Origin of the sequence: Mesorhizobium sp. M0571 (assembly GCF_040320985.1) — a bacterium.
GTDB lineage: Bacteria > Pseudomonadota > Alphaproteobacteria > Rhizobiales > Rhizobiaceae > Mesorhizobium.
This window is the reverse complement of record NZ_JAMYQT010000024.1, coordinates 38,665-62,411: the sequence shown is the minus strand read 5'-3', so window position 1 is coordinate 62,411 and position 23,747 is coordinate 38,665. Positions and strand designations below refer to the sequence as shown.

General features: G+C 63.4%; 23 protein-coding genes. 17 read left to right on the top strand and 6 right to left on the bottom strand.

All coding sequences use genetic code 11. From position 1 onward, the window contains the following. Positions 1 to 47: 47 nt before the first annotated feature. The 6 genes from NKI85_RS24930 to NKI85_RS24905 all read left to right on the top strand — a co-directional run bounded on the left by NKI85_RS24930 (position 48) and on the right by NKI85_RS24905 (position 5,730). A complete protein-coding gene (locus NKI85_RS24930; protein ID WP_352778532.1) occupies positions 48 to 596 on the top strand; it encodes a histidine phosphatase family protein in 549 nt (182 codons plus the stop codon). A gap of 212 nt (positions 597 to 808) precedes the next feature. After that, the gene (locus NKI85_RS24925; RefSeq protein WP_023719977.1) at positions 809 to 1,093 is read left to right on the top strand and encodes an acyl carrier protein; all 285 of its coding nucleotides are present in this window, start codon (positions 809 to 811) and stop codon (positions 1,091 to 1,093) included. Positions 1,094 to 1,131: 38 nt separating this feature from the next. After that, complete coding sequence (locus tag NKI85_RS24920) at positions 1,132 to 2,319, top strand: beta-ketoacyl-ACP synthase (protein ID WP_352778529.1); 1,188 nt, start codon at positions 1,132 to 1,134, stop codon at positions 2,317 to 2,319. Between the two features lie 13 nt (positions 2,320 to 2,332). Then, positions 2,333 to 3,622 (top strand): beta-ketoacyl-ACP synthase, encoded by a 1,290-nt coding sequence (locus NKI85_RS24915; protein ID WP_352778527.1) that lies wholly within the window; start codon positions 2,333 to 2,335, stop codon positions 3,620 to 3,622. An 84-nt stretch (positions 3,623 to 3,706) separates the two neighbouring features. Next, positions 3,707 to 4,735 carry a zinc-binding dehydrogenase gene (locus tag NKI85_RS24910; protein ID WP_352778525.1) on the top strand — a complete coding sequence of 343 codons (1,029 nt, stop codon included), beginning with the start codon at positions 3,707 to 3,709 and terminating at the stop codon, positions 4,733 to 4,735. A gap of 2 nt (positions 4,736 to 4,737) precedes the next feature. Then, the gene (locus NKI85_RS24905) at positions 4,738 to 5,730 is read left to right on the top strand and encodes a lipid A biosynthesis lauroyl acyltransferase (RefSeq protein WP_352529773.1); all 993 of its coding nucleotides are present in this window, start codon (positions 4,738 to 4,740) and stop codon (positions 5,728 to 5,730) included. Between the two features lie 143 nt (positions 5,731 to 5,873). Here NKI85_RS24905 and NKI85_RS24900 read toward each other — a convergent pair whose 3' ends face one another. After that, positions 5,874 to 6,302, bottom strand: a complete 429-nt coding sequence (locus NKI85_RS24900; RefSeq protein WP_352778588.1) for a L,D-transpeptidase — start codon at positions 6,300 to 6,302, stop codon at positions 5,874 to 5,876. 222 nt (positions 6,303 to 6,524) lie between these two features. Between NKI85_RS24900 and NKI85_RS24895 the strand changes: the two genes are divergently transcribed. The 6 genes from NKI85_RS24895 to NKI85_RS24870 all read left to right on the top strand — a co-directional run bounded on the left by NKI85_RS24895 (position 6,525) and on the right by NKI85_RS24870 (position 14,085). Continuing rightward, the gene (locus tag NKI85_RS24895; protein ID WP_352778523.1) at positions 6,525 to 7,814 is read left to right on the top strand and encodes an acetylornithine deacetylase/succinyl-diaminopimelate desuccinylase family protein; all 1,290 of its coding nucleotides are present in this window, start codon (positions 6,525 to 6,527) and stop codon (positions 7,812 to 7,814) included. A 130-nt stretch (positions 7,815 to 7,944) separates the two neighbouring features. Further along, positions 7,945 to 9,423: an ABC transporter substrate-binding protein gene (locus tag NKI85_RS24890; protein ID WP_352778521.1), complete on the top strand. Its 1,479-nt coding sequence runs from the start codon at positions 7,945 to 7,947 to the stop codon at positions 9,421 to 9,423. Between the two features lie 424 nt (positions 9,424 to 9,847). Beyond that, positions 9,848 to 10,795, top strand: a complete 948-nt coding sequence (locus NKI85_RS24885; RefSeq protein WP_352529779.1) for an ABC transporter permease — start codon at positions 9,848 to 9,850, stop codon at positions 10,793 to 10,795. Beyond that, the gene (locus NKI85_RS24880; RefSeq protein ID WP_352529781.1) at positions 10,792 to 11,661 is read left to right on the top strand and encodes an ABC transporter permease; all 870 of its coding nucleotides are present in this window, start codon (positions 10,792 to 10,794) and stop codon (positions 11,659 to 11,661) included. The genes NKI85_RS24885 and NKI85_RS24880 overlap by 4 nt, the downstream gene beginning before the upstream one ends. Then, complete coding sequence (locus NKI85_RS24875; protein WP_352778517.1) at positions 11,658 to 13,280, top strand: ABC transporter ATP-binding protein; 1,623 nt, start codon at positions 11,658 to 11,660, stop codon at positions 13,278 to 13,280. Before NKI85_RS24880 ends, NKI85_RS24875 begins: the two co-directional genes overlap by 4 nt. Before the next feature lie 52 nt (positions 13,281 to 13,332). After that, positions 13,333 to 14,085 (top strand): CPBP family intramembrane glutamic endopeptidase, encoded by a 753-nt coding sequence (locus tag NKI85_RS24870; RefSeq protein WP_352778515.1) that lies wholly within the window; start codon positions 13,333 to 13,335, stop codon positions 14,083 to 14,085. A 57-nt stretch (positions 14,086 to 14,142) separates the two neighbouring features. Here the strand turns inward: NKI85_RS24870 and NKI85_RS24865 are convergent, their stop codons facing one another. Both NKI85_RS24865 and NKI85_RS24860 read right to left on the bottom strand, forming a co-directional pair. Continuing rightward, positions 14,143 to 14,565 (bottom strand): NUDIX domain-containing protein, encoded by a 423-nt coding sequence (locus NKI85_RS24865; protein WP_352778586.1) that lies wholly within the window; start codon positions 14,563 to 14,565, stop codon positions 14,143 to 14,145. 81 nt (positions 14,566 to 14,646) lie between these two features. Further along, positions 14,647 to 15,078: a TerB family tellurite resistance protein gene (locus NKI85_RS24860; protein WP_352778513.1), complete on the bottom strand. Its 432-nt coding sequence runs from the start codon at positions 15,076 to 15,078 to the stop codon at positions 14,647 to 14,649. A 200-nt stretch (positions 15,079 to 15,278) separates the two neighbouring features. Between NKI85_RS24860 and NKI85_RS24855 the strand changes: the two genes are divergently transcribed. The 3 genes from NKI85_RS24855 (at position 15,279) to NKI85_RS24845 (ending at position 16,908) form a co-directional block, all read left to right on the top strand. After that, positions 15,279 to 15,449 (top strand): hypothetical protein, encoded by a 171-nt coding sequence (locus NKI85_RS24855; protein ID WP_352451984.1) that lies wholly within the window; start codon positions 15,279 to 15,281, stop codon positions 15,447 to 15,449. Positions 15,450 to 15,641: 192 nt separating this feature from the next. Further along, positions 15,642 to 16,412, top strand: a complete 771-nt coding sequence (locus NKI85_RS24850; protein WP_352778584.1) for a helix-turn-helix domain-containing protein — start codon at positions 15,642 to 15,644, stop codon at positions 16,410 to 16,412. Between the two features lie 73 nt (positions 16,413 to 16,485). Continuing rightward, the gene (locus NKI85_RS24845; RefSeq protein ID WP_352778511.1) at positions 16,486 to 16,908 is read left to right on the top strand and encodes a VOC family protein; all 423 of its coding nucleotides are present in this window, start codon (positions 16,486 to 16,488) and stop codon (positions 16,906 to 16,908) included. On the opposite strand, the gene NKI85_RS24840 is transcribed toward NKI85_RS24845, so the two are convergent. Then, complete coding sequence (locus NKI85_RS24840; RefSeq protein WP_352778509.1) at positions 16,905 to 18,374, bottom strand: cobyric acid synthase; 1,470 nt, start codon at positions 18,372 to 18,374, stop codon at positions 16,905 to 16,907. The two genes, NKI85_RS24845 and NKI85_RS24840, sit on opposite strands and share 4 nt — an antisense overlap. Then, positions 18,374 to 18,988, bottom strand: a complete 615-nt coding sequence (locus NKI85_RS24835; RefSeq protein ID WP_352778506.1) for a dimethylsulfonioproprionate lyase family protein — start codon at positions 18,986 to 18,988, stop codon at positions 18,374 to 18,376. Before NKI85_RS24835 ends, NKI85_RS24840 begins: the two co-directional genes overlap by 1 nt. A gap of 137 nt (positions 18,989 to 19,125) precedes the next feature. Here NKI85_RS24835 and NKI85_RS24830 point away from each other — a divergent pair, with 137 nt between their 5' ends. Both NKI85_RS24830 and mmsB read left to right on the top strand, forming a co-directional pair. Next, positions 19,126 to 20,292, top strand: coding sequence for an isobutyryl-CoA dehydrogenase (locus NKI85_RS24830; RefSeq protein WP_352778504.1), 1,167 nt, complete (start codon positions 19,126 to 19,128; stop codon positions 20,290 to 20,292). Positions 20,293 to 20,317: 25 nt separating this feature from the next. After that, on the top strand, positions 20,318 to 21,202 hold the full coding sequence (gene mmsB, locus NKI85_RS24825; protein ID WP_352778502.1) for a 3-hydroxyisobutyrate dehydrogenase: 885 nt from the start codon (positions 20,318 to 20,320) through the stop codon (positions 21,200 to 21,202). A gap of 1,149 nt (positions 21,203 to 22,351) precedes the next feature. Here mmsB and NKI85_RS24820 read toward each other — a convergent pair. Further along, positions 22,352 to 23,731, bottom strand: coding sequence for an aspartate aminotransferase family protein (locus NKI85_RS24820; RefSeq protein WP_352778499.1), 1,380 nt, complete (start codon positions 23,729 to 23,731; stop codon positions 22,352 to 22,354). Positions 23,732 to 23,747 lie beyond the last annotated feature (16 nt).

Below are 23,747 nucleotides of genomic sequence, written 5' to 3'. Positions count from 1 at the left end.
GCCGATCACCGGGGACCTACCTACCGGTCACCCGAAAAGGACGTCTGATGCTTCGATTTGTGCTGGCGCTGCTGTTGCTTGCCGTTCCCGCCACAGCCCGTGCGACGGAATCCGGCTGGGCGCTGCTGCGCGACGGCGGACATGTGGTCCTGCTTCGCCATGCCATGGTCACCGGCACCACCGATGCGGCCAATTTCGACCTCGGCAAATGCGCGACCCAGGTCAATCTCTCGGAGCGCGGCAAGCAGCAGGCGCGCAAGATCGGCGCGCTGTTTGGCGCCCGCGCGGCACCCATCGAACGCGTTCTGTCCAGCCGCTATTGCCGCTGCCTCGAAACCGCCCGCATCGCTTTCGAAAGCGAGCCGGAGCCGTTCGCACCGCTTGACCTGCTGAAGACCGACGAAAAGGAGAAGGCCGCCCAGATCGCTGCGATCCTGGCCGAGATCCGCGGCTATTCCGGCTCCGACAATCTGGTCATGGTCACGCATCTCGAAAACATCAAGGAATTGACCGGCATCTCGCCGCGTGAAGGCGAGGCCGTGGTCGTCGAGCCGCAAGGCGACGGCCTGCGGGTACTCGGCCGCGTTACGTTCTGAGGGGTCAGTCGCTCCCCACGTCGAGCGAGATAGCTGTTGCCGAAATGCCACTGCTGCGAGAAGCCGTGGTTGGATTCCGATCTCATCTTGCTCTGCCTGGGCAGCCATCCCATCTGCGCCCGGCGTATCAGGCCTTTTCCTGCCCGGAAAAACCGATTAGACAGCGCCAAACACATGCGGACAGATTCCGCCCGCAATCGAAGGAAAAGCCCTTGTCCACCACGTTCGATAAAGTCGCCAAGATCATCGCCGACACCAGCGAGATCGATATCGAGACGATCACGCCCGAAAGCCACACCATCGACGATCTCGGCATCGACAGCCTCGACTTCCTCGACATCGTCTTTGCCATCGACAAGGAATTCGGCATCAAGGTGCCGCTGGAAAAGTGGACGCAGGAGGTCAACGACGGCAAGGCTTCGACCGACGACTATTTCGTCATGAAGAACCTGTGCGCCAAGATCGACGCGCTCGTTGCCGCCAAGAACGCCACCTGAGCACAGCGCTTGACGCGCCCGACCCACAACAGCCGCCCATGAATCCCCACGACGTCGTCATATCAGGCATCGGCCTTGTCTCGTCGCTGGGCGAGGGTCCGGATGCGCATTGGCAAAAGCTTGTCCAGCCGCGCCTTGAGCCGGTTCTGGAGGCTTTGCGCTTCTCGCCCTATACAGTCCATCCGCTGCCGGAGATCGATTGGAACCTGCAGATCGCCAAGCGTGGCGACCAGCGGCAGATGGAGACCTGGCAGAGGCTGGGCACCTATGCAGCCGGCCTTGCTCTCGACGATGCCGGCATCAAGGGCAATGACGAACTCTGCGCGACCATGGACATGGTGGTGGCCGCCGGCGGCGGCGAGCGCGACGAGGCAGTCGACGCGGCCATTCTCGCGGCATCGGAAAGCCGCAACGACCGCGACGTGCTGCTCAACGAGAAGCTGACCACCGAATTGCGCCCGACGCTGTTTCTGGCGCAGCTTTCCAACCTGCTCGCCGGCAACATCTCGATCGTCCACAAGGTGACCGGCTCCTCGCGTACCTTCATGGGCGAGGAAGGTGCGGGCGTCGCCGCAGTCGAGACGGCGGCCGCGCGCATCCGCTCCGGCCAGTCGACGCATATACTGGTCGGCGGCGCTTTCCAGACCGAACATTCCGACATGCTGCTCGGCTATGAACTGGCCGGCTACCTGCATCGCGGTCCGTGGCGGCAGGTCTGGCAGAGGCAAGGTGCCGATGGCGGCGGCGTGGTGACCGGATCCGGCGGCGCGTTTCTCGTCCTGGAGCAGCGCGAGCACGCGACAAGCCGTGGCCGGAAGATCTATGCGGAACTCGGCCCGGTCCTGTCCGGCCGCGCCAGGCGCCGGCGGGGCGAACTCGATGGCGAGATCGCCACGCTGCTGAAGCAGGCCGCATTGCCGAATGGCGAGCTGCTGGCAATCTCCGGCGCTTCGGGCGCCCATGCCGCGACCGCGGCCGAGAAAGCCGCGCTTGATGCCAATCCGGCGATCGCCGCACGCGGCTTTTCGACGCTGACCGGCCACATGAAGGAAGCGCAGTTCCCGTTCGCCGTGGCGCTGGCGGCACTGGCCGTCGACCGCAAGGCCGCCTACCCTGTCTTTGATGCCACCATCGAAAAGCCGTTTGACAGCGTTCCGCGGACCGTCCTTGCAACGGCCATCGGCTATCACCAATTCGAGGGCATGGCGCTGATCAAAGCCGCCTAGAGGTGCTTGAAACATGGCCAATCTGAACGACCATATGGGCAGGCCGATCGTCGCCGTCACCGGCATCGGCGTGGTGACGTCGCTCGGCGTCGGCAAGGCCGACAATTGGGCGGCGCTGACATCAGGGAAATCCGGCATCCATCCGATCACCCGCTTCCCGGTCGATCATCTCAACACCCGCATCTCCGGCATGGTCGATTTCCTGCCGTCGAGTTCTAAGGGCGCCAGTCCCCTCACCTATGAGCTCGCCGAAACCGCCGCCCAGGAAGCTACGTCGGAGGCCGGCCTCGATGCCGGCGAGTTCGGCGGACCGCTTTTCCTCGCTTCGCCGCCAGTCGAGCTCGACTGGAGCGAGCGCTTTTCGCTCTACAATTCCGACAAGCCCAATAATTCAGACAGGCACGACGCCGGCGCCGAGAGGCTGCTGCGGGTGGCGCGTGGCCTCAAGGAACTCGACATCTTCGAGACCACCCAGTTCGGTTCGATCGCCGACCGGCTTGCCGACCGTTTCGGCACGCGCGGCCTGCCGATCACGCTGTCGACCGCCTGCGCTTCGGGCGCCACGGCGATCCAGCTCGGCGTCGAGGCGATCCGCCGCGGCGAATGCGACAGAGCGCTGTCGATCGGTGCCGACGGTTCGGCCACCGCCGAAGCGCTGATCCGCTTCTCGCTTCTGTCCGCGCTCTCCACCCACAACGACATCCCCGAAAAGGCATCCAAGCCGTTCTCCAAGGATCGCGACGGCTTCGTGCTCGCCGAGGGCTCGGGCGCCCTTGTGCTGGAATCGCTGGAGGCAGCACTTGCCCGCGGCGCCACCATTCTCGGCATATTGCGCGGCTGCGGCGAAAAGGCCGACGATTTCCATCGCACCCGCTCCAAGCCGGACGGTTCGCCGGCGATCGCGGCGGTGCGCGCCGCCCTTGCCGATGCCGGCTTGAACAAGGACGGGATCGATTATGTCAACGCCCATGGCACCTCGACGCCCGAAAACGACAAGATGGAGCATTTGTCGCTATCGACGGTGTTCGGCGAGCGGATCGGCTCAATGCCGGTCTCGTCGAACAAGTCGATGATCGGCCATACCCTATCGGCAGCCGGTGCTGTCGAGGCTGCATTTTCGCTGATGACGATGCGCGAAAGCGTCATTCCGCCGACCATCAACTACGACAATCCCGACCCGGCGATCGTGCTCGACGTGGTGCCGAACACCAAGCGCAACGCCGAGGTCGGCACGGTCCTGTCGAACTCCTTCGGCTTCGGCGGCCAGAACACCTGCCTTGTCATGGCGCGGGAACCAGTCTAAGCGACCGTTCCGCTCTAGCACTGTTGTCGTGCGCATGGTCCTTTCCGAAACGATTCTCGGGTCATGCGCAACCTGGGATCTGGCATGCGCGCATTGCAACTTATCGAGGATCGCCGGCTTGAAACGGTGGACCTGCCGCCACCGCCGCCGCCTTCGCTCGGCGAGGTGACGCTGCGCATCAAGGCCGTGGCGCTGAACCACATCGATGTCTGGGGCTGGCGCGGCATGGCCTTCGCCAAGCGCAAGCTGCCGTTGGTCGTCGGCGCCGAGGCCTCCGGCGAGGTCGAGGCGGTCGGCCCCGGCGTTTCCAGCCTTGTGCCCGGGCAATTGGTGTCGATCTATGGCGCCCGCACCTGCGGTCTTTGCCGCGCCTGCCGCGAAGGCCGCGACAATCTCTGCGAGCATGTTTCGGGCGTTCACGGCTTCCATCTCGACGGCTTTGCGCAGGAAAAGGTCAACCTGCCGGCGCGTCTTCTGGTCCCCGCTCCGCCCGGCGTGAGCGAGATCGGCGCGGCGGTGGCGCCGGTCACCTTCGGCACGGTCGAGCATATGCTGTTCGACAATGCCCGGCTGCAGCCCGGCGAGACGATCCTCGTCCATGCCGGCGGCTCCGGCATCGGCTCCGCCGCGATTCAGCTGGCCAAGAAGACGGGCTGCACGGTCATCACCACCGTCGGCTCGAACGACAAGATCGACAAGGCAAAGGCGCTCGGCGCCGACCACGTCATCAACTACCGCGAGGACCGCTTCGAAGGCGTCGTGCGCAAGCTGACGAAGAAGAAGGGGGTCGACGTGGTGTTCGAGCATGTCGGCGCCGACACCTTTGCCGCCTCGATGCTGTGCCTGAAGCGCGGTGGACGGCTGGTCACTTGCGGCTCGACCTCCGGCGTGTCGACGCAGATCAATTTGATGCAGCTGTTCCAGCAGCAGCTGAAGCTGCTCGGCTCCTTCGGCTGCCGCATGGAAAACATGGCGGACGCCATGCAGAAGATGGCGGCAGGTCTGGTGGCGCCGGTGATCGACACCGAGGTCGGCTTCGAAGGCATCGATGCCGCGCTGAAGCGCATGGAGGGCCGCGACGTGTTCGGCAAGATCATCCTGCGCGTCGGCTGAGAATGATCGGCAACGCTTTCAGGAAGATCCGCAGGGACCTGGGATTCCGCTATGGCAGGCGGCTTCGCCAGTTCAACTACTGGCTGGTCGCGCGGGTTGCGATGATCATCATCTCCGCGCTGCGGCTGCTGCCGCCCGACCGGGCGCTCAATTTCGCCGACCGCGCCGCCCGCCGCATCGGCCCTTGGGTGCAGCGCCATCAAGTTGCTGTCGACAATCTGCGCAAGGCCTATCCGGAAAAAAGCGACGCCGAGATCGAGGCGATCGCTTCCGATATGTGGGGCAACATGGCTCGCCTCGCCGCCGAATATATCTTCCTCGATGCCCTATTCGACTATGATCCCGTTGCGACAAAGCCGGGCCGCGTCGAGGTCAAGGGCGAGCAGCATTTCGTGCGCATCGCCGGCGAGGACAAGCCGCATATCGTCTTTACCGGGCATCTCGGCAATTTCGAGCTGCTGCCTGTCGCGGCCGCCACTTTCGGCATGAACATCACGGCACTGTTTCGCCCGCCCAACAATCCTTACCTAGCCGACTACATCCTCTCGACCCGCCGCTCGAGCATGGGATCGCTGCTGCCGTCTTCGACCGGCGCCTCGTTCGCGCTTGCGGCCGTCCTCGAGAAAGGCGGCAATATCGGCGTGCTGGTCGACCAGAAATTCACGGGCGGGCTCGAAACGACGTTCTTCGGCCGCCCCTGCGAGAGCAACCGGGTTCTCGGCACCCTGGCGCGGCACTATGACTGCGATGTCTATCCGGCGCGCTGCGTGCGCCTGCCGAACAATCGTTTCCGGCTCGAGATCGAGGACAAGCTCACCTTGCCGCGCACCGCCGGCGGCAGTGTCGACGTCCCCGCCACCACCCAGCTTCTCAACGACGTGGTCGAGCGCTGGGTGCGCGAAGACCCCGGCCAGTGGATGTGGTTCCACAAGCGCTGGGAGATCAGCGGCCGCAAAAAGCGTCGGCCGGCGACAATGCGCGACAAAGCCGCCTGAGCGCACCATCTTTTTTGGGCGCAAGCCTTATTTTGTTCTTGCTTTGTGCCGCCAGCTATGCTACTAATTTCGCTATGGTGCTATTTGGCCCCGACGAACCCGCCGGTCCGGCGGGTTTTTTGTTGCGGATCGAGGAGCAGGCCCTAATTCGTCACGAGGATCCGCGTATTGCCGAAGCCGGCCTTGCGCACCATCGAATAGAACGCGGCGGCGTTGCTGGGGTGGAGGCGCACACAGCCATGCGATGCCGGGCGCCCCAATTGCCGGATCGCGCCGGTGCCGTGGATGGCATAGCCGCCGCGGAAGAACACCGAATAGGGCATCGGCGACATGTCGTATTTGCGCGAATACCACATCCGGGCCGTCCGCTGTGGACGATAGCTGCCGCGTGGCGTGATGTAGCCTTTGCGGGCGGTGGAAACGCTCCACCGGTAATACGAAAGCCCGTATCTTACCGTCATCGTCTGTGAGGAAATATCGATGTTTGCGACCAGGCTGGCCGCGCGACTCTCGAACGACGAACCGAACAGCATCGCCATCAATACCGCTGCCATGAGAACAGTGTTTTTCATGCGATCAAACCCCTTTGATGCCCCTTGCATGCCTGCCCTCACGCCGTTCTCCAGCGTTTTGATGGCAAGCCAGCGAGCTAACACCTACTCCTTGACGATTTCACCAATCTAAAGCAGCGAATTTGAACGATTTCCCGCGATAGTTGCCGTAACGACACGTAATCAAGGCGCAATTCGCCGCCGGGCTTGCAAAACCACACCGTCCGTTGCTCAATTGGCCGAATGAACGAACCGAACGAACGGCTCCTCAAGGCGATCGACGACCGAGCCGATGACCTGGTTGCGCTGACCGCGGAGCTGATCCGCTTTCCGACCATCAATCCGCCCGGCGAAGCCTATCGGCCATGCGCCGAATATATCGGCGCGCGGCTGAAGAAGCGTGGTTTCGAGATTGAATTCATCCGTGCCGAAGGCACGCCCGGCGACACCGACCGCTATCCGCGCGTCAACGTCATCGCCCGCTTCGATGGCCGGGCGCCGGGTGCTTGCGTGCACTTCAATTCGCACATCGACGTGGTCGAACCCGGCGACGGCTGGAGCCTCGATCCCTTCGCCGGGATCGTCAGCGACGGCAAGGTCTATGGCCGCGGTGCCTGTGACATGAAAGGCGGGCTTGCCGCCTCGATCATCGCCGTTGAAGCCTTCATGGAGGTCTTTCCCGATTTTCCCGGCGCCATCGAGATTTCGGGCACGGTCGACGAGGAGTCCGGCGGCTTTGGCGGCGTCGCCCATCTGGCGAAGCTCGGCTATTTCTCCAGGCCGAAGGTCGACCACGTCATCATTCCCGAGCCGCTGAACAAGGACCGCATCTGCCTTGGCCATCGCGGCGTCTGGTGGGCGGAGATCGAGACCAAGGGTGAGATCGCGCACGGCTCGATGCCGTTCCTCGGCGACGATGCGGTGCGCCATATGGGTGCGGTGCTGCGGGCCTTCGAGGATGAGCTGTTTCCGGCGCTCGATCGCAAGATGACGCGCATGCCGGTCGTGCCCGAAGGGGCAAAGCGCTCGACCATGAACATCAACTCGATCCATGGCGGCCAGACCGAGGATTTCCGGCCCGGCCTGCCCTCGCCCAACGTGCCCGATTCCTGCCGGCTGACCATCGACCGCCGCTTCCTGCTCGAAGAGGATCTCGCTACGGTCAAGAGCGAGGTGACCGATATCCTCGAACGGCTGAAGCGCGAGCGCAAAAAGTTCGACTACGAAATCCGCGACCTGATGGAGGTGCTGCCGCTGATGACCGAGCGCGACGCGCCGGTGGTTAAGGCGGTCGCGCAAGGCATCATGGAGATATTCGACCGCGAACCGGATTACGTGATTTCGCCCGGCACCTACGACCAGAAGCACATCGCCCGCATCGGCCACATCTATGACTGCATCGCCTATGGCCCCGGCATTCTCGACCTCGCCCACCGGCCCGACGAATGGGTCGGCATTGCCGATATGCTGGACTCGGCAAAGGTGATGGCGATCGGCCTCGGCGTTCTGCTGAGGGGCGCCGGCCCGCGATGATCCGGGCGTGGGCGGAAAAACATTCCTCCCGATGTCGGCCGACGGTACGAAACGCAATTTACTCCGGGGCAAATCCACGCTTCTATCCGCCGGGTTTGGACACGTGTTTTAGCATATGGGGAATTGCACGATGAAATTGTGGAAAACCATTCTGGCCGCTGCGGCATTGGCCTTGGCCGCCGGGACCTCGGCGATGGCCGCGCGCACCGATCTGGTCATCGGCATTCCGCTCGAACCCCCGCATCTCGATCCGACAGCGGGTGCCGCGGCGGCGATCGACGAGGTGCTCTATGCCAATGTCTTCGAGGGCCTGACCCGCATCGGCCCGAACGGCGAAGTGCTGCCTGATCTCGCCGAAAGCTGGAGTATTTCCGACGACGGCAAGGTCTACACCTTCAAGCTGCATACCGGTGTGAAATTCCATGACGGCACCGACTTCAACGCCGACGATGTGAAATTCTCGCTCGACCGTGCCCGCGCCGACAATTCCGTCAACGCGCAAAAGGGCCTGTTCGCCGCTATCGACAAGGTCGAGGTCGTCGATCCCGCCACGGTGAAGGTCACGCTGAAGAACCCGCAAGGCTCCTTCCTCTACAATATGGGCTGGGGCGACGCGGTGATCGTCGCGCCTGAGACAGCCGACACCAACAAGGAAAAACCTGTTGGCACCGGCCCGTTCAAGTTCCAGAACTGGGCCAAGGGTTCGTCGATCACGCTGGTCAAGTCGGACAATTACTGGGGCGCACCGGTATTCCTCGACAAGGCCGAGTTCCGCATCGTTCCGGATGCCGCCGCCGCCGTTCCGGCATTGCTGTCGGGCGACATCCAGGCCTTTCCGTTCTTCGATCCCGACAGCGTCGCCCAGGTCAAGGACGACCCACGCTTCAAGGTGGTGATCGGCTCGACCGAAGGTGAAACCATCCTGTCGATCAACAACAAGAAGCCGCCCTTCGACAAGCTGCAGGTAAGGCAGGCTATTTCCTTTGCACTCGATCGCAAGGCGATCATCGACGGCGCCTCGGCCGGCCTCGGCGTGCCGATCGGCTCGCACATGTCGCCCGCCAGCAAGGCCTATGTCGACCTCACCGGCCTCTACCCGCACAATGTGGCGAAGGCCAAGGAGTTGCTGAAGGAAGCCGGCCTGGAGAATGGCTTCAAGGCGACGCTGAAGCTGCCGCCGCCCTCCTATGCGCGGCTTGGCGGCGAGATCATCGCCTCCGAGCTTCGCGAAATCGGCATCGATCTCGAGATCATCCCGGTCGAATGGGCGCAATGGCTGGACCAGGTCTTCACCAAGAAGGATTACGACCTGACCATCGTTTCCCACACCGAGCCCAACGACATCGATATCTATTCGCGCAAGGACTATTACTTCAACTACGACAACCCGGCCTTCGACAAGATCATCGACGAGTTGAACCTTACCTCGGATGAAGCCAAGCGCACGACACTGCTCGGCGAGGCGCAGAAGGTCCTGGCCGATGACGCCGTGGTCGGCTTCCTCTACGAACTGCCGAAGGTCGGCGTCTGGGACGCTAAACTGCAGGGCCTGTGGGAAAACGCCCCGATCCAGGCCAACGACCTGACCAAGGTGAAGTGGACGGATTGAGCCGCTGGGCAGATAGGCGAAAGTTGCACTCCTTCGCGCCCCCCTCTGCCCTGCCGGGCTGCTTGGCCCGAGCCGCAGGGCAATCGCTTCAGGTCTGCGCTGCCCCTCATCTGCCTGCCGGCATCTTCTCCCCGTATAGTGACGGGGAGAAGAACGCCCTCGCAAAGGATTTCGCCAATCTTCAGCGGTGCAGAAAGGGTGCTGAGGTTGCGGCCAGCCCCCTTCTCCCCGTCTCTATACGGGGAGAAGATGCCGGCAGGCAGATGAGGGGCGGCGCCGACTTCGACTATTGGCCGGTCGAGCGCTACCTTTTGTCTGAAGCGACTGCCCTGCCGAGACCCGTAGCGTCCGGTAGGACAGAGACGGGCGTGAAAGAGCACTGTCACCTGGTCTCCGCGACAGGCAACGCAGCGGTCCGTGTGCGATGACCGCCTACCTCTTCAAGCGCCTCGTCATCGCCGTCGTCACGCTGGTTCTGGCCTCGATGGTCGTTTTTGCCGTGCTGGAGATCATTCCCGGCGACCCGGCGCGGCTGATGCTTGGCCTGAACGCGAGCGCCGATCAGGTCGAATTGCTGCGCAACCAGATGGGCCTCAACGCTCCCGTCGTGCTGCGCTACCTGCATTGGGCCGGCGGCTTGATGAGCCTCGATTTCGGCCGTTCCTACACCTATTCGGTGCCGGTCATCGATCTGGTCCGCGAGCGCCTCGTCGTCTCGCTGCCGCTGACGCTGATGGCGCTGGCGTTGTCCACCGCCATTGCCATTCCGGTCGGACTGTTTTCCGCCAGCCGAAGCGGCCGCGCCGGCGACACGATCGCGATGGGTGCCGCACAGCTTGGCGTCGCCGTGCCCAATTTCTGGTTCGCGCTGATGCTGATCTATTTCTTCGCCGTCTGGCTGCGGTTGGTGCCGGCGGGCGGTTTTCCCGGCTGGAGCGCCGGCGTCTGGCCGGCGCTGAAATCGCTACTCCTGCCGGCAATCGCCCTCGCTCTGCCGCAGGCGGCGATCCTTGCCCGGGTCACCCGCTCGGCGCTGATCGAAGTGCTGAACGAGGACTACATCCGCACCGCCCGCGCCAAGGGCCTGCCCTATCGTCTTGTCTTATGGCGGCACGCACTGCGCAACGCCATGATCCCGGTGGTCACCATTTTAGGCCTGCAATTCGCCTTCCTGCTTGCCGGCACCATCATCATCGAAAACGTCTTCTATTTGCCCGGCCTCGGGCGGCTGGTGTTCCAGGCGATCAACCAGCGTGACCTGATCGTGGTCGAGAGCGTCGTCATGTTGCTGGTCGCCGCCGTCATCGTCGTCAATTTCGTTGTCGATCTCTCCTATGCGGTGGTCGATCCGCGCCTGAGAGGCCGGCAATGACGCTGCACATCGACATCCCCGACGAGAACCTTGCCGGCATCCTGGCCAAGGCGTTCAAAAACCGTTCGTTCCTTGCCGGCTTCGTCATCACCGCACTGGTGGCCGCGGTCGCCATCCTTTCCTTCTTCTGGACGCCTTACGACGTCACCAAGCTGGTCATTTCCGACAAGACCCAGGCGCCATCGCTGGCGCACTGGTTCGGCACCGACCATTTCGGTCGCGACATCCTGTCGATGATCATGGTCGGCGCCCGCAACTCGATTGCCGTGGCGCTGGTGGCGGTCGGCATCGGCATGGGCATCGGCGTGCCGCTCGGCGCCTTTGCCGCGGCGCGCGGCGGCACCGCCGACGACGTGCTGATGCGGCTGAACGACCTGGTCTTCGCCTTTCCGGCGCTGCTTTCGGCAATTATGATCACCGCCATCTTCGGGCCGGGCGCGTTCAACGCCATCATTGCCATCGGCATCTTCAACATCCCGGTATTCGCGCGCGTCGCCCGGGCCGGCGCCCTGGCGATCTGGCCCCGCGAATTCATCCTCGCCGCCCGCGCCGCCGGCAAGAGCAGGACGCTGATCAGCATCGAACATGTGCTACCCAACATCGCCACGCTGCTCCTGGTACAAGGCACCATCCAGTTCGCGCTGGGCATATTGGCCGAAGCCGGGCTTTCCTATGTCGGGCTGGGCACGCAGCCGCCGATGCCGAGCTGGGGCCGCATGCTGTTCGACGCCCAGACCCGCATGGTGGTGGCGCCGTGGATGGCGATCTTTCCCGGCATGGCGATCGTCATCACCGTGCTTGGCTTGAACCTCCTTGGTGACGGCATTGCCGACATTCTCGATCCGAAATCGCGGCGGCAGCGATGAGCCTGCTCGAAATCGACAAGCTGTCGCTGACCATCGGCGGCACCCGTATCCTCAGAGACGTCGAGCTTTCCGTCGCGCCGGGCGAAGTGATGGGGCTGGTCGGCGAATCCGGCTCCGGCAAGTCGATGACGGCGCTCACCGTGATGCAGCTACTGCCCTGGACGGCGCACGCCACCGGACGCGTCACCTTCGACGGCATCGATATCCTGGCGGCGAGCGAGGATCAGATGTGCGCGCTGCGCGGCGACGACATCGGCATGGTGTTCCAGGAGCCGATGACGGCGCTCAACCCGGTTAAGACCATCGGCGAGCAGGTTGCCGAGGGTATTCGCTGGCACACCAGGGCGAGCCGCGCGTACGCAGAGGAACGGGCGCGAAAAATGCTCGACCGGGTCGGCTTGCCGGCGGCGCAGTTCCCTTTGTCGCGCTATCCGCACGAGCTTTCCGGGGGCCAGCGCCAGCGCGTCGTCATCGCCATCGCCTGTGCGCTAAAACCCAAGCTGCTGATCGCCGATGAGCCGACGACCGCGCTCGACGTGGTGCTGCAGGCGCAGATCCTCGACCTGCTGCGCGACCTCGTAGCGGAAAACCGCATGGGCCTGCTGCTGATCTCACATGACCTCGCTGTGGTGACCGAGATGGCGGACCGCATCACCATCCTGCGCCACGGCGAGGTGATGGAGGCCGGCGACACGGCGCGCACGCTGTCCGAACAACTCCATCCCTACACGCGCCAACTGGCGCAGGCCTCGATGCATGTGCCGGCGCGCGCCCGAACACATGAGGTCGGCCAAGGCAAACCCCTGCTCCAAGTCGACAATTTGACGCGCGATTATCCGGGACGCCGCATATCGCTGTTGAAACGCGCTGCTCCCATCCGTGCCGTCGACGATGTCTCCTTCTCGATGGCGCCCGGTCAGTCGGTGGCGCTCGTCGGCCGTTCCGGCTGCGGCAAGTCGACCCTCGCCCGCATGGTTCTGGCACTGGACAAGCCGACCGCCGGAACGATCCGCTTCCGCGGCGACACCCTCACCGGCAAGAGCGAGGCGGAGCTGAAGCCGGCACGGCGCGACATGCAGGTCGTGTTCCAGGACCCGTATGGCTCGTTCGACCCACGCCAGAAGGTCGAAAGATTGGTGGCCGAGCCGCTGCATGTGCTGGAGAAGAAGCCGCCGCCCGCCGCGCGGCGCGAGATGGTGGCGCATGCGCTGCACGAGGTCGGCCTCTCACCAAGCGACATGGACAAGTATCCGCACGAGTTTTCGGGTGGCCAGCGCCAGCGCCTGTCGATCGCCCGCGCCATCATCACCCGGCCGAAGCTGGTCGTCGCCGACGAGCCGGTCTCGGCGCTCGACGTCTCGATCCGCGCCCAGATCCTCGACCTGTTCGCCGAGCTCAACCAGAAGCTCGGCATCGCCTATCTGTTCATCACCCATGATCTGACCGTCGCCCGCGCCATCACCGACGAAGTGATGGTCATGCATGACGGCAAGATCGTCGAGCGCGGCAGGACGAGCGAAGTGCTCGACCACCCGCAGTCCGAGGCGGCCAAGGCGCTGGTCGCCGCCGCTCCCGATTTGCATCGGGCCATTGCGAAAAAGATGCAGGAGCAGGGTTAGAGCAGCTTTGTGGCACGGCTTATTCGTCGGCGTACGGGCGGGAGAATGGCCATTGACAGCCAACAGTTTTGAAAGGTGCGAAGGGCCCGAGCCCAATCGGGTTCCGCCGCTGGGCCTGGGCGGCTCTGCTGCGCTGTTCGGGGCGGGTGCTCTGCTGCTGTTCCTGACAACGCGGGTAGCAGTCCCAGCGTTCGTCTCCGCCACCGGGGCTGAGACTGTGGTGATGTGGTTCTTGGCCGCAAGCATCATCCTTTTTGGCCCCCTGCTCCTCACGGCTGCCCTGCTGTTGTATCGAGAACGGCGTCCAGGAAGGCTGGGTTCGTTGGGCGCGCGGCTGTGGCTTCGCCCGATGAATGGCGGCGACTGGCTCTGGGCTGTTGGCGGGCTGGCGGCTGTCAGCGCGCTGACCGGCGGCATCGGCACCGCGCTCCGGATGCTGCAAGACGGGAAGAATATTCATCCCTCGTTCATGGCTTTCGAGCCGCTAGGTCCCGGCCGGTACTGGATTCTCGGCGCGTGGCTGCCGTTTTTTGTGCTGAACATCGTTGGGGAAGAGTTTGTCTGGCGGGGTGTCGCACTGCCGCGGCAAGAGGTTGCCTTCGGGAGGCGGGCTTGGCTGGTCAATGGGACCCTGTGGTTGTTGTTCCACGCTGCCTTCCCTTGGCAAGTCCTGTTGACCCTTGTGCCGATCACGTTGCTCCTGCCCTACATTGTCCAGCGGCGTCGCAGCACATGGGCCGGGATCGTTATCCACGCCGGGTTCGGTGCAATGGGCTTCCTGGTCCTAGCATTCGGGCTTGCCTAGCGCCCCAGACCTGCACCGCGCGATTGTACGGCGGTGCAGGAACAGGTTTGAGGCCCCTCAGATCATCTGGAATTGCCCGGTGGCCTTGAACCGGAGATAGGCGTCGATGCTGCGCGCCATATTGGGCAGCATTTCGGGCAAGCCGTCGACCGCAAACCAGCCGACGGCGCTGCTCTCGTTATCGATAACGGCCGGCTCGCCTTCAAAGGAGCGCGTATGCAAGATCAGCGCGAAGAACTGGGCTCGATCACCATTCGGAAACAGGAATGTTTCATATTGCGGGTCGCAGCCAAACCCGAACGGCTCGATGCCGCTGACGATCAGCCCGGTTTCCTCGGCTACCTCCCGGCTTACCACCGTTTCCAGGTTCTCCCCTTCCTCAGCATTGCCGCTCGGCAGACCCCAAACACCAAAATCGGTCCGTTTCTGCAGCAGGATGCGACCATCGGCGCCCTCGATGGCGATCCGCGCATCGGGCATCAGCACCAGACGATCGCCGATCAGCTCCCGCAGTCGTCCCAGATAGCTGTCGGCGTCAGCAAATCGTTAGCACACGATGTCTCAGTCTTGTGGCTTGACCAAATCGACCGGGCTGATGTCGAGCAGGTCGAGCGTGCGGCGAAGAAGCCGCATCTCGTTCCCGGCAAGCTGCGAGTCGGCCTTGGCGATTTCCGCCATGTGGCGGGCGAGCAGCTTGCGCCGCTCGACGTCGAGGTCGCGGAACTGCGCAATGGCCTGCGAGCCGTTGGTCTCGTAGCCGAACTCGTTGAGGTATTCGATGACGCTGTCGATGCTGGTTTCGGGAATGCCGAAAGCTTCACGGCAGATACGCCTGAAGGCGGTCATCTCGCTTTCGCTGACCGAACCGTCGGCCAGGATCATGCGGAACAGCATCAGCAACTCCGCCGACAGCACCGGATCGTCCGCCACCTTGCGCACGCCGGGGTCGCCGTCGAAGATCGAGCGTATCTGGTCCAGCAATCCCATCGCCATCAGCGTCCCCTCCGATTCGTCCGGAGATAGGTAGCGCGGAATCGGCCTGGCGCAAACGGGGTGCGCGTGGTGGAACCCGCCATATTTTCTCGCCGGAAAACTGCTGGCCAATCCGGCGACCCGCTGCGTGTGCTCATTGGTGTGTGACCACGCGCCTGATAGTATGTCGCTGTACGAATCATGTTGAGGAGGGACCGAACATGAATCTCAGTGCGCCTACCCAGCTTATTTTCATCATATCCCTTGTTATCGCCATCATCGGCGTTCTCGCCGCGCTTGGCGTTCTTGCGTTCATCCCTTTGGCTGCCGTGTGGATTGTCGTCATCGCCTACATCGTGCTGGCCGCCGGCTGTCTGATGCGCGGCGCTTAAACACAACCAGAGAACTCAGAATCTCAGGCAACTCGGAGCGCCCGGCCAAAAGCCGGGCGCTTTTGATTCTGAAGGATGGTCTGTTAAAGTCGCCTGGCGGAAGGAAAGCGCATGCCCGCCGACAGCGACGACGGCAGCCGCCACGACAGTCCAGGCCTCGATCGGTTCGAGCCAGGCCTCGATCGCTTCGAGATGGTGCGGCGCGCGCCCAGCCATCGGCTTCAGGGCGCCGTCACCGACATATGCGGCTTTCGCGAAACCATGCCAGGCCATTTCCGCGCCGTCGAATATGCCTCCCTGACCGTGCCGCTGGTCATCAGCTTTGCCGAACCCTTTGCCATCGGACTCGGCAAGGACCCGGGCGACAACGACCGCTTCGCCAGTTTTGCCGCCGGCCTTTATGCCGGGCCGGTGGTGATCGAATCCTTCGGCGGCGCCTGCTGTGTGCAGGTCAATTTCACGCCGCTGGGCGCGCGTCGGCTCTTCGGCCGGCCGATGAGCGAGCTGACCGACCGCATGGTCGGCCTGGACGATGTGCTTGGCGTTGAAGGCATCGCGCTTCGCGAAAGGCTTGGCAATGCGCCGGATTGGAGCACACGCTTTGCCATCGCCGAGGCCTTCGTCGCGGACCGGTTGGCAACCGCGGACCGCACTCAAGCCGAAATAGCCTGGGCCTATGAGACGATCGTCACGACGGGCGGCCGGACCCGCATCTCGACACTGGCCGAAAAACTTGGCTGGAGCCGCAAGCATCTTGCCGGAAAATTTTCGGATGCGATCGGAACCGGCCCAAAAACGCTGTCGCGAATTGTCCGCTTCAACCATGCGCTTGGCCTGTCGAGGCAGGCCAACAGCGATTGGGCCGACATCGCCGCCGACTGCGGCTATGCCGACCAGGCGCATCTGGTGCGCGAGTTTCGCGACCTGGCAGGCGTCGCGCCGACAGCGCTTGCCGCGAGGTAACATTTCTTCAAGACGCGCGGCCGGCCTTCGCCCAGACTGGGTTGATTAACCAACCCACTAAAGGAGATCAGCCATGCCGAACACCACCGAACCGCCGCGGCTTTATCCGGCGCTGCGCTACAGAAATGCCGGCAAGATGATCGATTGGCTGTGCGGGGCCTTCGGCTTCAGCATCCGCGCCCGCTATGGCGAAGGCGACGTGGTGCACCACGCCGAACTCGCATTCGGCTCCTCGATCATCATGCTCGGCACGGTGCGCGATGACGCCTACGGCAAAATGGTCGGCGCGCCCGGCTCGGGCGGCGGCAAGTCGATCTATGTTGCCGTCGCTGACGCCGACGCGGCATACGCTCGGGCAAAAGCGGCCGGCGCCGAGATTCTGGAAGAACTCACCGACCGCGATTATGGCAGCCGCGAGTTCATCTGCCGCGATCCGGAAGGCAATGTCTGGTCGCTCGGCACCTACTGGCCGAAGGCTGACGAACCCGCCAGCTAGCGCGCCTGCCCAAAAATCGCGTCGCAGTCGAGGTGGGTTTCCAGTTCGGCTGCGATCTCGTCCAGTGCCCGTTCGACCTCGGCGCGGTAGTCGATGCCGCCGCCGTTGACGCCGAGGCTTTCCAGGAATTTCGCCCGGAAGGCGTCGGCGGAAAACAGCCCGTGCATATAGGTGCCTGATACCTTGCCGTCGGCGGAGATGGCGCCATCGTCGGCACCGTTGATGATTGCGGATGGCCGCAGCGTGTCCGGACCGGTGGTGCGGCCGAGATGGATCTCGTAGCCCTCGAGCGGCAGGGCGAACGGCACCGAGCGCGCACTGACATTGCGCACCGTCTTTTCCGGCTCCATCACCGTTTCGACGTCGAGCAGGCCGAGGCCCTGTGTCTCGGTAACGCTGCCCTCAATGCCGTCGGGATCGCGCACTATATGGCCGAGCATCTGGAAGCCGCCGCAGATGCCGACAATATGGCCACCTCGTTTCCTATGCGCGGCAAGGTCGCGATCCCAGCCGTTCTCGCGGAATTTCAGGAGGTCGCCGATCGTCGACTTGGAGCCGGGAATGACCACCAGACCTGCATCCTGCGGCAAGCGTTGGCCAGGCGGCACGAACACCACCTCGACCTGCGGTTCGGCCTTGAGCGGGTCGAGGTCGTCGAAATTGGCGATGCGCGAGAGCACCGGCACGGCGACCTTCAGCGCGCGCTTCTCGCCGGACGCCAATCGTTCGAGGACGACGGAATCTTCCGACGGCAGGCGCGCCGCCGCCTTCAACCACGGCACGACGCCAAAACAGCGCCAGCCGGTAAATTTTTCGATCGCCTTGATGCCGTCGTCGAACAGCGAGACGTCGCCGCGGAACTTGTTGATGAGATAGCCGGCGATCATGCGCCGGTCCTCATCCGGCAGGATCAGATGGGTGCCGGCGACCGAGGCGATGACGCCGCCGCGATCGATGTCGCCGACCAGGATCACCGGCACGTTGGCGCGCGTCGCAAAGCCCATATTGGCAATGTCGCGGCTCCTGAGATTGATCTCGGCCGGCGAGCCGGCGCCCTCGACAATGACCAGATCGGCGCCCTCGCCGACCTTCGCCCAGGACTCCAGCACGGCATCCATCAACCGGCCCTTCAGCGCCTGGTAGTCGCGTGCCCGCGCCTCGCCGAACACCTTGCCCTGCACCACCACCTGGGCGCCGACATCGGTCTGCGGTTTCAGCAGAACCGGGTTCATGTGGACGGTCGGCGCCACGCCGCAGGCGATCGCCTGCAGCCATTGGGCGCGACCGATCTCGCCACCGCCTGAATCGCCGGGAATGTCGGCAACGGCGGCGTTGTTCGACATGTTCTGCGGCTTGAAAGGCCGCACCTTCAGCCCGCGCTTCTTTGCCGCGCGGCAGAGGCCGGCAACGAGCACCGTCTTGCCGACGTCCGAACCCGTGCCTTGCAGCATGATCGCTTTGGCCATCAGCCCCTGCCCTGCGCAACCGTTCCGGTGATCGTCGACTTGGCTGCCAGCGGCCCGCCGCGCCACAGATAGAGCGCCAGCAGCGGCTCTTTGCCGGTGCGCATGGCGTGGCTGATATCAGGGGCATGGTGGATCACCTCGCCCGCCGCTCGAAGGCGAAAACCGCCATCGCCTATGCGCCATTCGGTGCCGCCGGTCAGCGGAATGTAGATCTCCTCGGCGACATGGTGGTGATCGGGGTAGACGATGTCAGGCCCAAGGATCAGCAGGCCGGCCGCAACCTGGTCGTTGACGAAATGGCCGCGCGTGCCGAACACCTCCAGCCAGCCGTAATTCTCCATGAAAACCTTGCCGAAATCCGCTTCGCCGTAGGTCTGGCCCCAGCGCAGATCGCCACGACGCTCCGCAACCAGCCGCGCCAGCGGCTTGGCGGCAGCGGGAGCGAGTTCGACGATACGGTCGAGCTGGACGAGACAAGGCAGTGCATGCGGTTCGAGCGGCCGGCCCGGCATATCCCAGCCGATCCGGGCCACGGCGTCGCGCACCAGCGCATCATCAAACGTTTGGAGATAGGCATGGAAGCGTCCAAGCAGTTCGTCGAAATTTGTCGTCACACTTTTCTCCAAAGCGCATTCGCGCACAGCGGCTGCGCAGACGGTCGGGTTGCGCGGCGGCATCATTGGTCTAGATTGAACGGCGCGCAAAGCCAAAAACGACAGGCCAGCAGGCCGGAAACATCAGGGAGCACGCCATGGACGCCGCTGTCGATGCGAGCACCAGCCAGTTCGAACTCAACGAGGACCAGCGCGCCATCCAGGAGATGGCCAAGGCCTTCGCCGCCGACCGCGTCGCCCCCAACGCACTCGACTGGGACCGCAACAAGCATTTCCCGGCCGACGTGATCCGCGAGACAGGTCCGCTCGGTCTTGGCGGCATCTATGTCCGCGACGATGTCGGCGGCTCGGGGCTCGGCCGGCTCGACGCCGTGCTGATCTTCGAGGCGCTTTCGCGTGCCGATCCGGCGTTTTCCGCCTTCATCTCGATCCACAACATGGTGGCATCGATGATCGACCGCTTCGGCAGCGACGAACAGCGCCGGCGCTTCCTGCCCAAACTGACCTCAATGGAATGGCTGGCAAGCTACTGCCTGACCGAGCCGGGCTCGGGCTCGGATGCGGCGGCGCTGAAGACGCGCGCGACAAGGACCGGCGGCGATTATGTGCTGAACGGCGCCAAGCAGTTTATCTCCGGTGCCGGCGACAGCGACCTTTATGTCGTCATGGCGCGCACCGGCGCCGACGGGCCGAAGGGCATTTCCACCTTCGTCGTGCCGAACGATGCGCCCGGCCTTTCTTTCGGCGCCAACGAGCACAAGATGGGCTGGCACATGCAGTCGACCCGCCAGGTCGTCTTCGACGATTGCAAGGTGCCGGCCGAAAACCTTTTGTCAGCCGAAGGCGCCGGCTTCGGCATCGCCATGGCCGGGCTCGACGGCGGCCGGTTGAACATCGCCGCCTGTTCGCTCGGCGGCGCGCAATCGGCGCTCGACAAGGCGCTCGCCTACACGGCCGAGCGCAAGGCTTTCGGGTCGAAGATCAATCAGTTCCAGGCGCTGCAGTTCAAGCTCGCCGACATGGAGACCGAACTGCAGGCAGCGCGCATATTCCTCTACACCGCCGCCTCGAAGCTCGACCGCAAGGCGCCGGATGCCGGAAAATGGTCGGCGATGGCGAAGCGCTTCGTCACCGACACCGGCTTCAACGTCGCCAACGATGCCCTGCAGCTGCACGGCGGCTATGGTTACCTGCACGATTACGGCATCGAGAAGCTGGTGCGGGACCTGCGCGTCCACCAGATCCTCGAAGGCACCAACGAGATCATGCGCGTCATCATCGCTCGCGCCCTGATCGGCCGCTGAGGCCAGCAAACACCGGGAGAAAACGATGACCACCATCGCCTTCATCGGCCTCGGCAATATGGGAAATCCGATGGCCGCCAACCTGGTCAAGGCCGGATATGCCGTGCACGGCTTCGACCTGGTGCCGGAGAACCTCGTCATCGCCAGGGAGCACGGCGTCGTCATCATGGCCAATGCCGTTGCGGCGGTGAAGGATGCCGATGCGGTCATCACCATGTTGCCGGCCGGCAAGCATGTTCTGTCGGTTTACGCCGACATCGCGCCCAAGGCGAAAAAAGGCGCGCTGTTCATCGATTCCTCGACCATCGATGTCGAGTCGGCCCGAAAAGCCCATGCCATCGCCGCCAAGCACGGGTTGCTGACGATCGACGCGCCGGTCTCCGGCGGCACCGGCGGTGCGGCGGCCGGCACGCTGACCTTCATGGCCGGCGGTTCGAAGGGCGCCTTCGCCAAGGCCGAACCAATCCTCAAGCCGATGGCCGGCCGCATCGTTCATTGCGGCGACGACGGCGCCGGACAGGCGGCGAAGATCTGCAACAACATGATTTTGGGCATTTCGATGATCGGCGTTGCCGAGGCCTTCGTGCTGGCGGAAAAGCTCGGCCTGTCGCACCAGGCGCTGTTCGACGTCGCCTCGACGTCGTCCGGCCAGTGCTGGTCGCTGACCACCTACTGCCCGGTGCCCGGCCCTGTGCCGACATCGCCCGCCAACAATGGCTATAAGCCTGGGTTCGCAGCGGCACTGATGCTGAAGGACCTGAAACTGTCGCAGGAGGCCGCGCAGAGCGCCGGTGCGGTAACGCCGCTCGGCGCCGAGGCAGCCCAGCTCTATGCGCTGTTTAACGCACAAGGCAATGCTGGTGCGGATTTTTCCGGCATCATCAATTTCCTCCGTGGTGACCCGGCGTAAGCTCCAATTTCGTAGTTTTCGATCTGCCCAAAGCGGAAAGTCGACAAATTTAGGTTTGCTTAAGCTCTTGCTAACCCTGCAGTAACGATGTGCGTTTAAAACGGATGGCGAGGCGGACACCCGCCCGGCGCTCCGGATCAGGTCTCGCGTACCGGAGCCCTTAAGTTTCGCCGTAAGTTTCGCAAGTGTATTGTTGGCGAAGCGCCATGCGTATCTGGCAAAGCCGCGTTCCGATGGAGCGCGGTTTTTGCGTTTCGCATTCTTCAAGGACAATGAGGCGATCGCCCTGGCGCGTCTTGCCACGCTCGACAGGGACGAGGTTTGCCGGCCGGGAGAGTGAGGGCAGGCTTAGTGCGCCAAAGCTGGAACGGCAGTGCCTAGTAGGGCGCGTTTCGGCCCCTTTTCCGACCTTGCTCTACGACGATAGAGCATCGAGCACCCCATCCAATGCGGTCTTTCAGTTGCGAGCGTCGCTGGCTGGAACTGCGTTAGCCAGTCGGAGGCCAATGGCGTTTTTAACGGAACGCTAATATACATGGACGTTCCAACGAGCAGCGCCTGCCAAATCCTTGAGGAATGCATGCGAAGGTTCATCTTCACGGCAATGTGTATCGCCGGCGCAACAGCCGCCAGCGCCCATGATTGGTACGAAGACAAGATTGACCCACAGACGAAATTGAAGTGTTGCGGTGGTTCTGATTGCCGCGCCATACCTCAGTCTTCGGTGCGGTCCAGGATAGACGGTGGTTACACTTATTTGCCGCATAATTTCACCATCCCACGGGACCGTGTACAGGAGTCCCCTGACGGCCAATACCATATCTGCGAGAATACCTACGTCGTAACTAATCAGCTGTATTGGCGTTGCTTTTTCGCACCTCGTGCCAATGTCTCTCTACTTCTCCCACATTAAGGTAAATACTGCGCGTCGCGGCCGGAATCGACATCGGCAAGGTGCGCAGCTGTGGCAAATTCAGTCGCGCCACTCGCTTCCCTGCACGGACGTTCGACCCAGTGATCGCCTCGTGGCGACCCTTCGTGAGCAGCTCCTCCGGCTGGTACTCCTAGGACGCCTGGCGAGCTCTTCGGCAGAATGCGGCATCCAATCGCCGGGCGCCCGACTGCAGGACGCCCGGCGATCGTTTTATCTTACCGCTTGCGCAAATCCGCTTGCGCCAGATCAAGCGCCTTGGCGATGCGGTCGCAGGCCATGTCGATTATCTCGCGCGTCCAGATCAGCGGCGGCGACAGGATCATCGTGTCGCCGGTGGCGCGCAGCATCATGCCCTGGGCAATCGCGTGATCGCGAACGATCACCGCCGCACTGCCGGCCGGCAGGAAGCGCTCCTTGGTTGCCTTGTCCTTGACGATCTCGATCGCCCCCATCAGCCCGAACGAACGCACCTCGCCAACCAGATCGTGCCCACCGAGACGTTCCTGAAGCGCCCTGGCGAAGTACGGCCCGGTGTCGTTCCTGACGCGCTCGACCAGGCCTTCCCGCTCGATGATCTCAAGGTTCTTCAGCGCCACCGCGCAGGCCACCGGGTGCCCAGCGTAGGTGTAGCCGTGATAGAACTCGCCGCCCTTCTCGACCAGGGTTGACGCGATGCGGTCGCCGACCAGCAGCGCCGACAGCGGCTGGTAGCCGGAGGTCAGCGCCTTGGCCGTGGTTATGGTGTCGGGCTCGACGTCGAACGCCTGTGCCGCGAACCATTCGCCGGTGCGGCCATAGCCGGTGATGACCTCATCCAGCATCAGCAGGACATCGTATTTGCGGCAGATGCGCTGCACCTCGGGCCAATAGCTCATCGGCGGGATCTTCACGCCGCCTGCCCCCATCACCGGCTCGCCAATGAAGGCGGCCACCTTGTCGGCACCGGCTTCGAGGATGGCGTCCTCGACCGCCTTTGCCGCGCGCAGGCCGAAATCATGGTCGCTTTCGCCGGGCAGTGCCAGCTCATAGGCATAGGGCATCATCACATGGACGATGTTGGGCACGGCGCCGCCGAGCTGCTTGTGCATCAGATCCATGCCGCCGAGCGAAGCGCCGGCGACGGTCGAGCCGTGATAGCCCATCTTGCGCGAGATGATGCGGTTCTTCTCGGGCTGGCCTTCCAGCACCCAGTAATGACGGACAAGACGCAGCGCCGTGTCGTTGGCCTCCGAGCCGGACGAGCCGTAGAACACCTGGTTGATGTGCTTCGGCGCGATCTCCGCCAGCTTCTTGGCGAGCAGCACCGGCGTCGGGGTCGAGCATTTGAAGAAGGAGTTGTAGTAGGGCAATTCCTTCATCTGGGCATACGCGGCGTCGGCCAGCTCGTCGCGGCCGTAACCGATATTCACGCACCACAGCCCGGCCATGCCGTCGAGGATTTCCGTGCCTTCGGAATCGTAGATGAACGGCCCGTTGGCGTGGGTGATGATGCGCGAGCCGGTCTCGCGCATCTCCTTGTGGTCGGTGAACGGATGAAGGTGATGCGCGGCATCGATCTGCTGAAGCTGCTTCAGCGAATAATTCTGGTAGGTCATGTCTGATCTTTCCTCT

Coding starts and splice junctions, on each gene's coding strand:
- NKI85_RS24855 (WP_352451984.1), top strand. CDS start 15,279: ATGAATCTCAGTGCGCCTACCCAGCTTATTTTCATCATATCCCTTGTT.
- NKI85_RS24830 (WP_352778504.1), top strand. CDS start 19,126: ATGGACGCCGCTGTCGATGCGAGCACCAGCCAGTTCGAACTCAACGAG.
- NKI85_RS24920 (WP_352778529.1), top strand. CDS start 1,132: ATGAATCCCCACGACGTCGTCATATCAGGCATCGGCCTTGTCTCGTCG.
- NKI85_RS24875 (WP_352778517.1), top strand. CDS start 11,658: ATGAGCCTGCTCGAAATCGACAAGCTGTCGCTGACCATCGGCGGCACC.
- NKI85_RS24900 (WP_352778588.1), bottom strand. CDS start 6,302: ATGAAAAACACTGTTCTCATGGCAGCGGTATTGATGGCGATGCTGTTC.
- NKI85_RS24885 (WP_352529779.1), top strand. CDS start 9,848: ATGACCGCCTACCTCTTCAAGCGCCTCGTCATCGCCGTCGTCACGCTG.
- NKI85_RS24865 (WP_352778586.1), bottom strand. CDS start 14,565: ATGCCCGATGCGCGGATCGCCATCGAGGGCGCCGATGGTCGCATCCTG.
- NKI85_RS24845 (WP_352778511.1), top strand. CDS start 16,486: ATGCCGAACACCACCGAACCGCCGCGGCTTTATCCGGCGCTGCGCTAC.
- NKI85_RS24890 (WP_352778521.1), top strand. CDS start 7,945: ATGAAATTGTGGAAAACCATTCTGGCCGCTGCGGCATTGGCCTTGGCC.
- NKI85_RS24895 (WP_352778523.1), top strand. CDS start 6,525: ATGAACGAACCGAACGAACGGCTCCTCAAGGCGATCGACGACCGAGCC.
- NKI85_RS24820 (WP_352778499.1), bottom strand. CDS start 23,731: ATGACCTACCAGAATTATTCGCTGAAGCAGCTTCAGCAGATCGATGCC.
- NKI85_RS24880 (WP_352529781.1), top strand. CDS start 10,792: ATGACGCTGCACATCGACATCCCCGACGAGAACCTTGCCGGCATCCTG.
- mmsB (WP_352778502.1), top strand. CDS start 20,318: ATGACCACCATCGCCTTCATCGGCCTCGGCAATATGGGAAATCCGATG.
- NKI85_RS24840 (WP_352778509.1), bottom strand. CDS start 18,374: ATGGCCAAAGCGATCATGCTGCAAGGCACGGGTTCGGACGTCGGCAAG.
- NKI85_RS24905 (WP_352529773.1), top strand. CDS start 4,738: ATGATCGGCAACGCTTTCAGGAAGATCCGCAGGGACCTGGGATTCCGC.
- NKI85_RS24910 (WP_352778525.1), top strand. CDS start 3,707: ATGCGCGCATTGCAACTTATCGAGGATCGCCGGCTTGAAACGGTGGAC.
- NKI85_RS24850 (WP_352778584.1), top strand. CDS start 15,642: ATGGTGCGGCGCGCGCCCAGCCATCGGCTTCAGGGCGCCGTCACCGAC.
- NKI85_RS24930 (WP_352778532.1), top strand. CDS start 48: ATGCTTCGATTTGTGCTGGCGCTGCTGTTGCTTGCCGTTCCCGCCACA.
- NKI85_RS24915 (WP_352778527.1), top strand. CDS start 2,333: ATGGCCAATCTGAACGACCATATGGGCAGGCCGATCGTCGCCGTCACC.
- NKI85_RS24860 (WP_352778513.1), bottom strand. CDS start 15,078: ATGGCGATGGGATTGCTGGACCAGATACGCTCGATCTTCGACGGCGAC.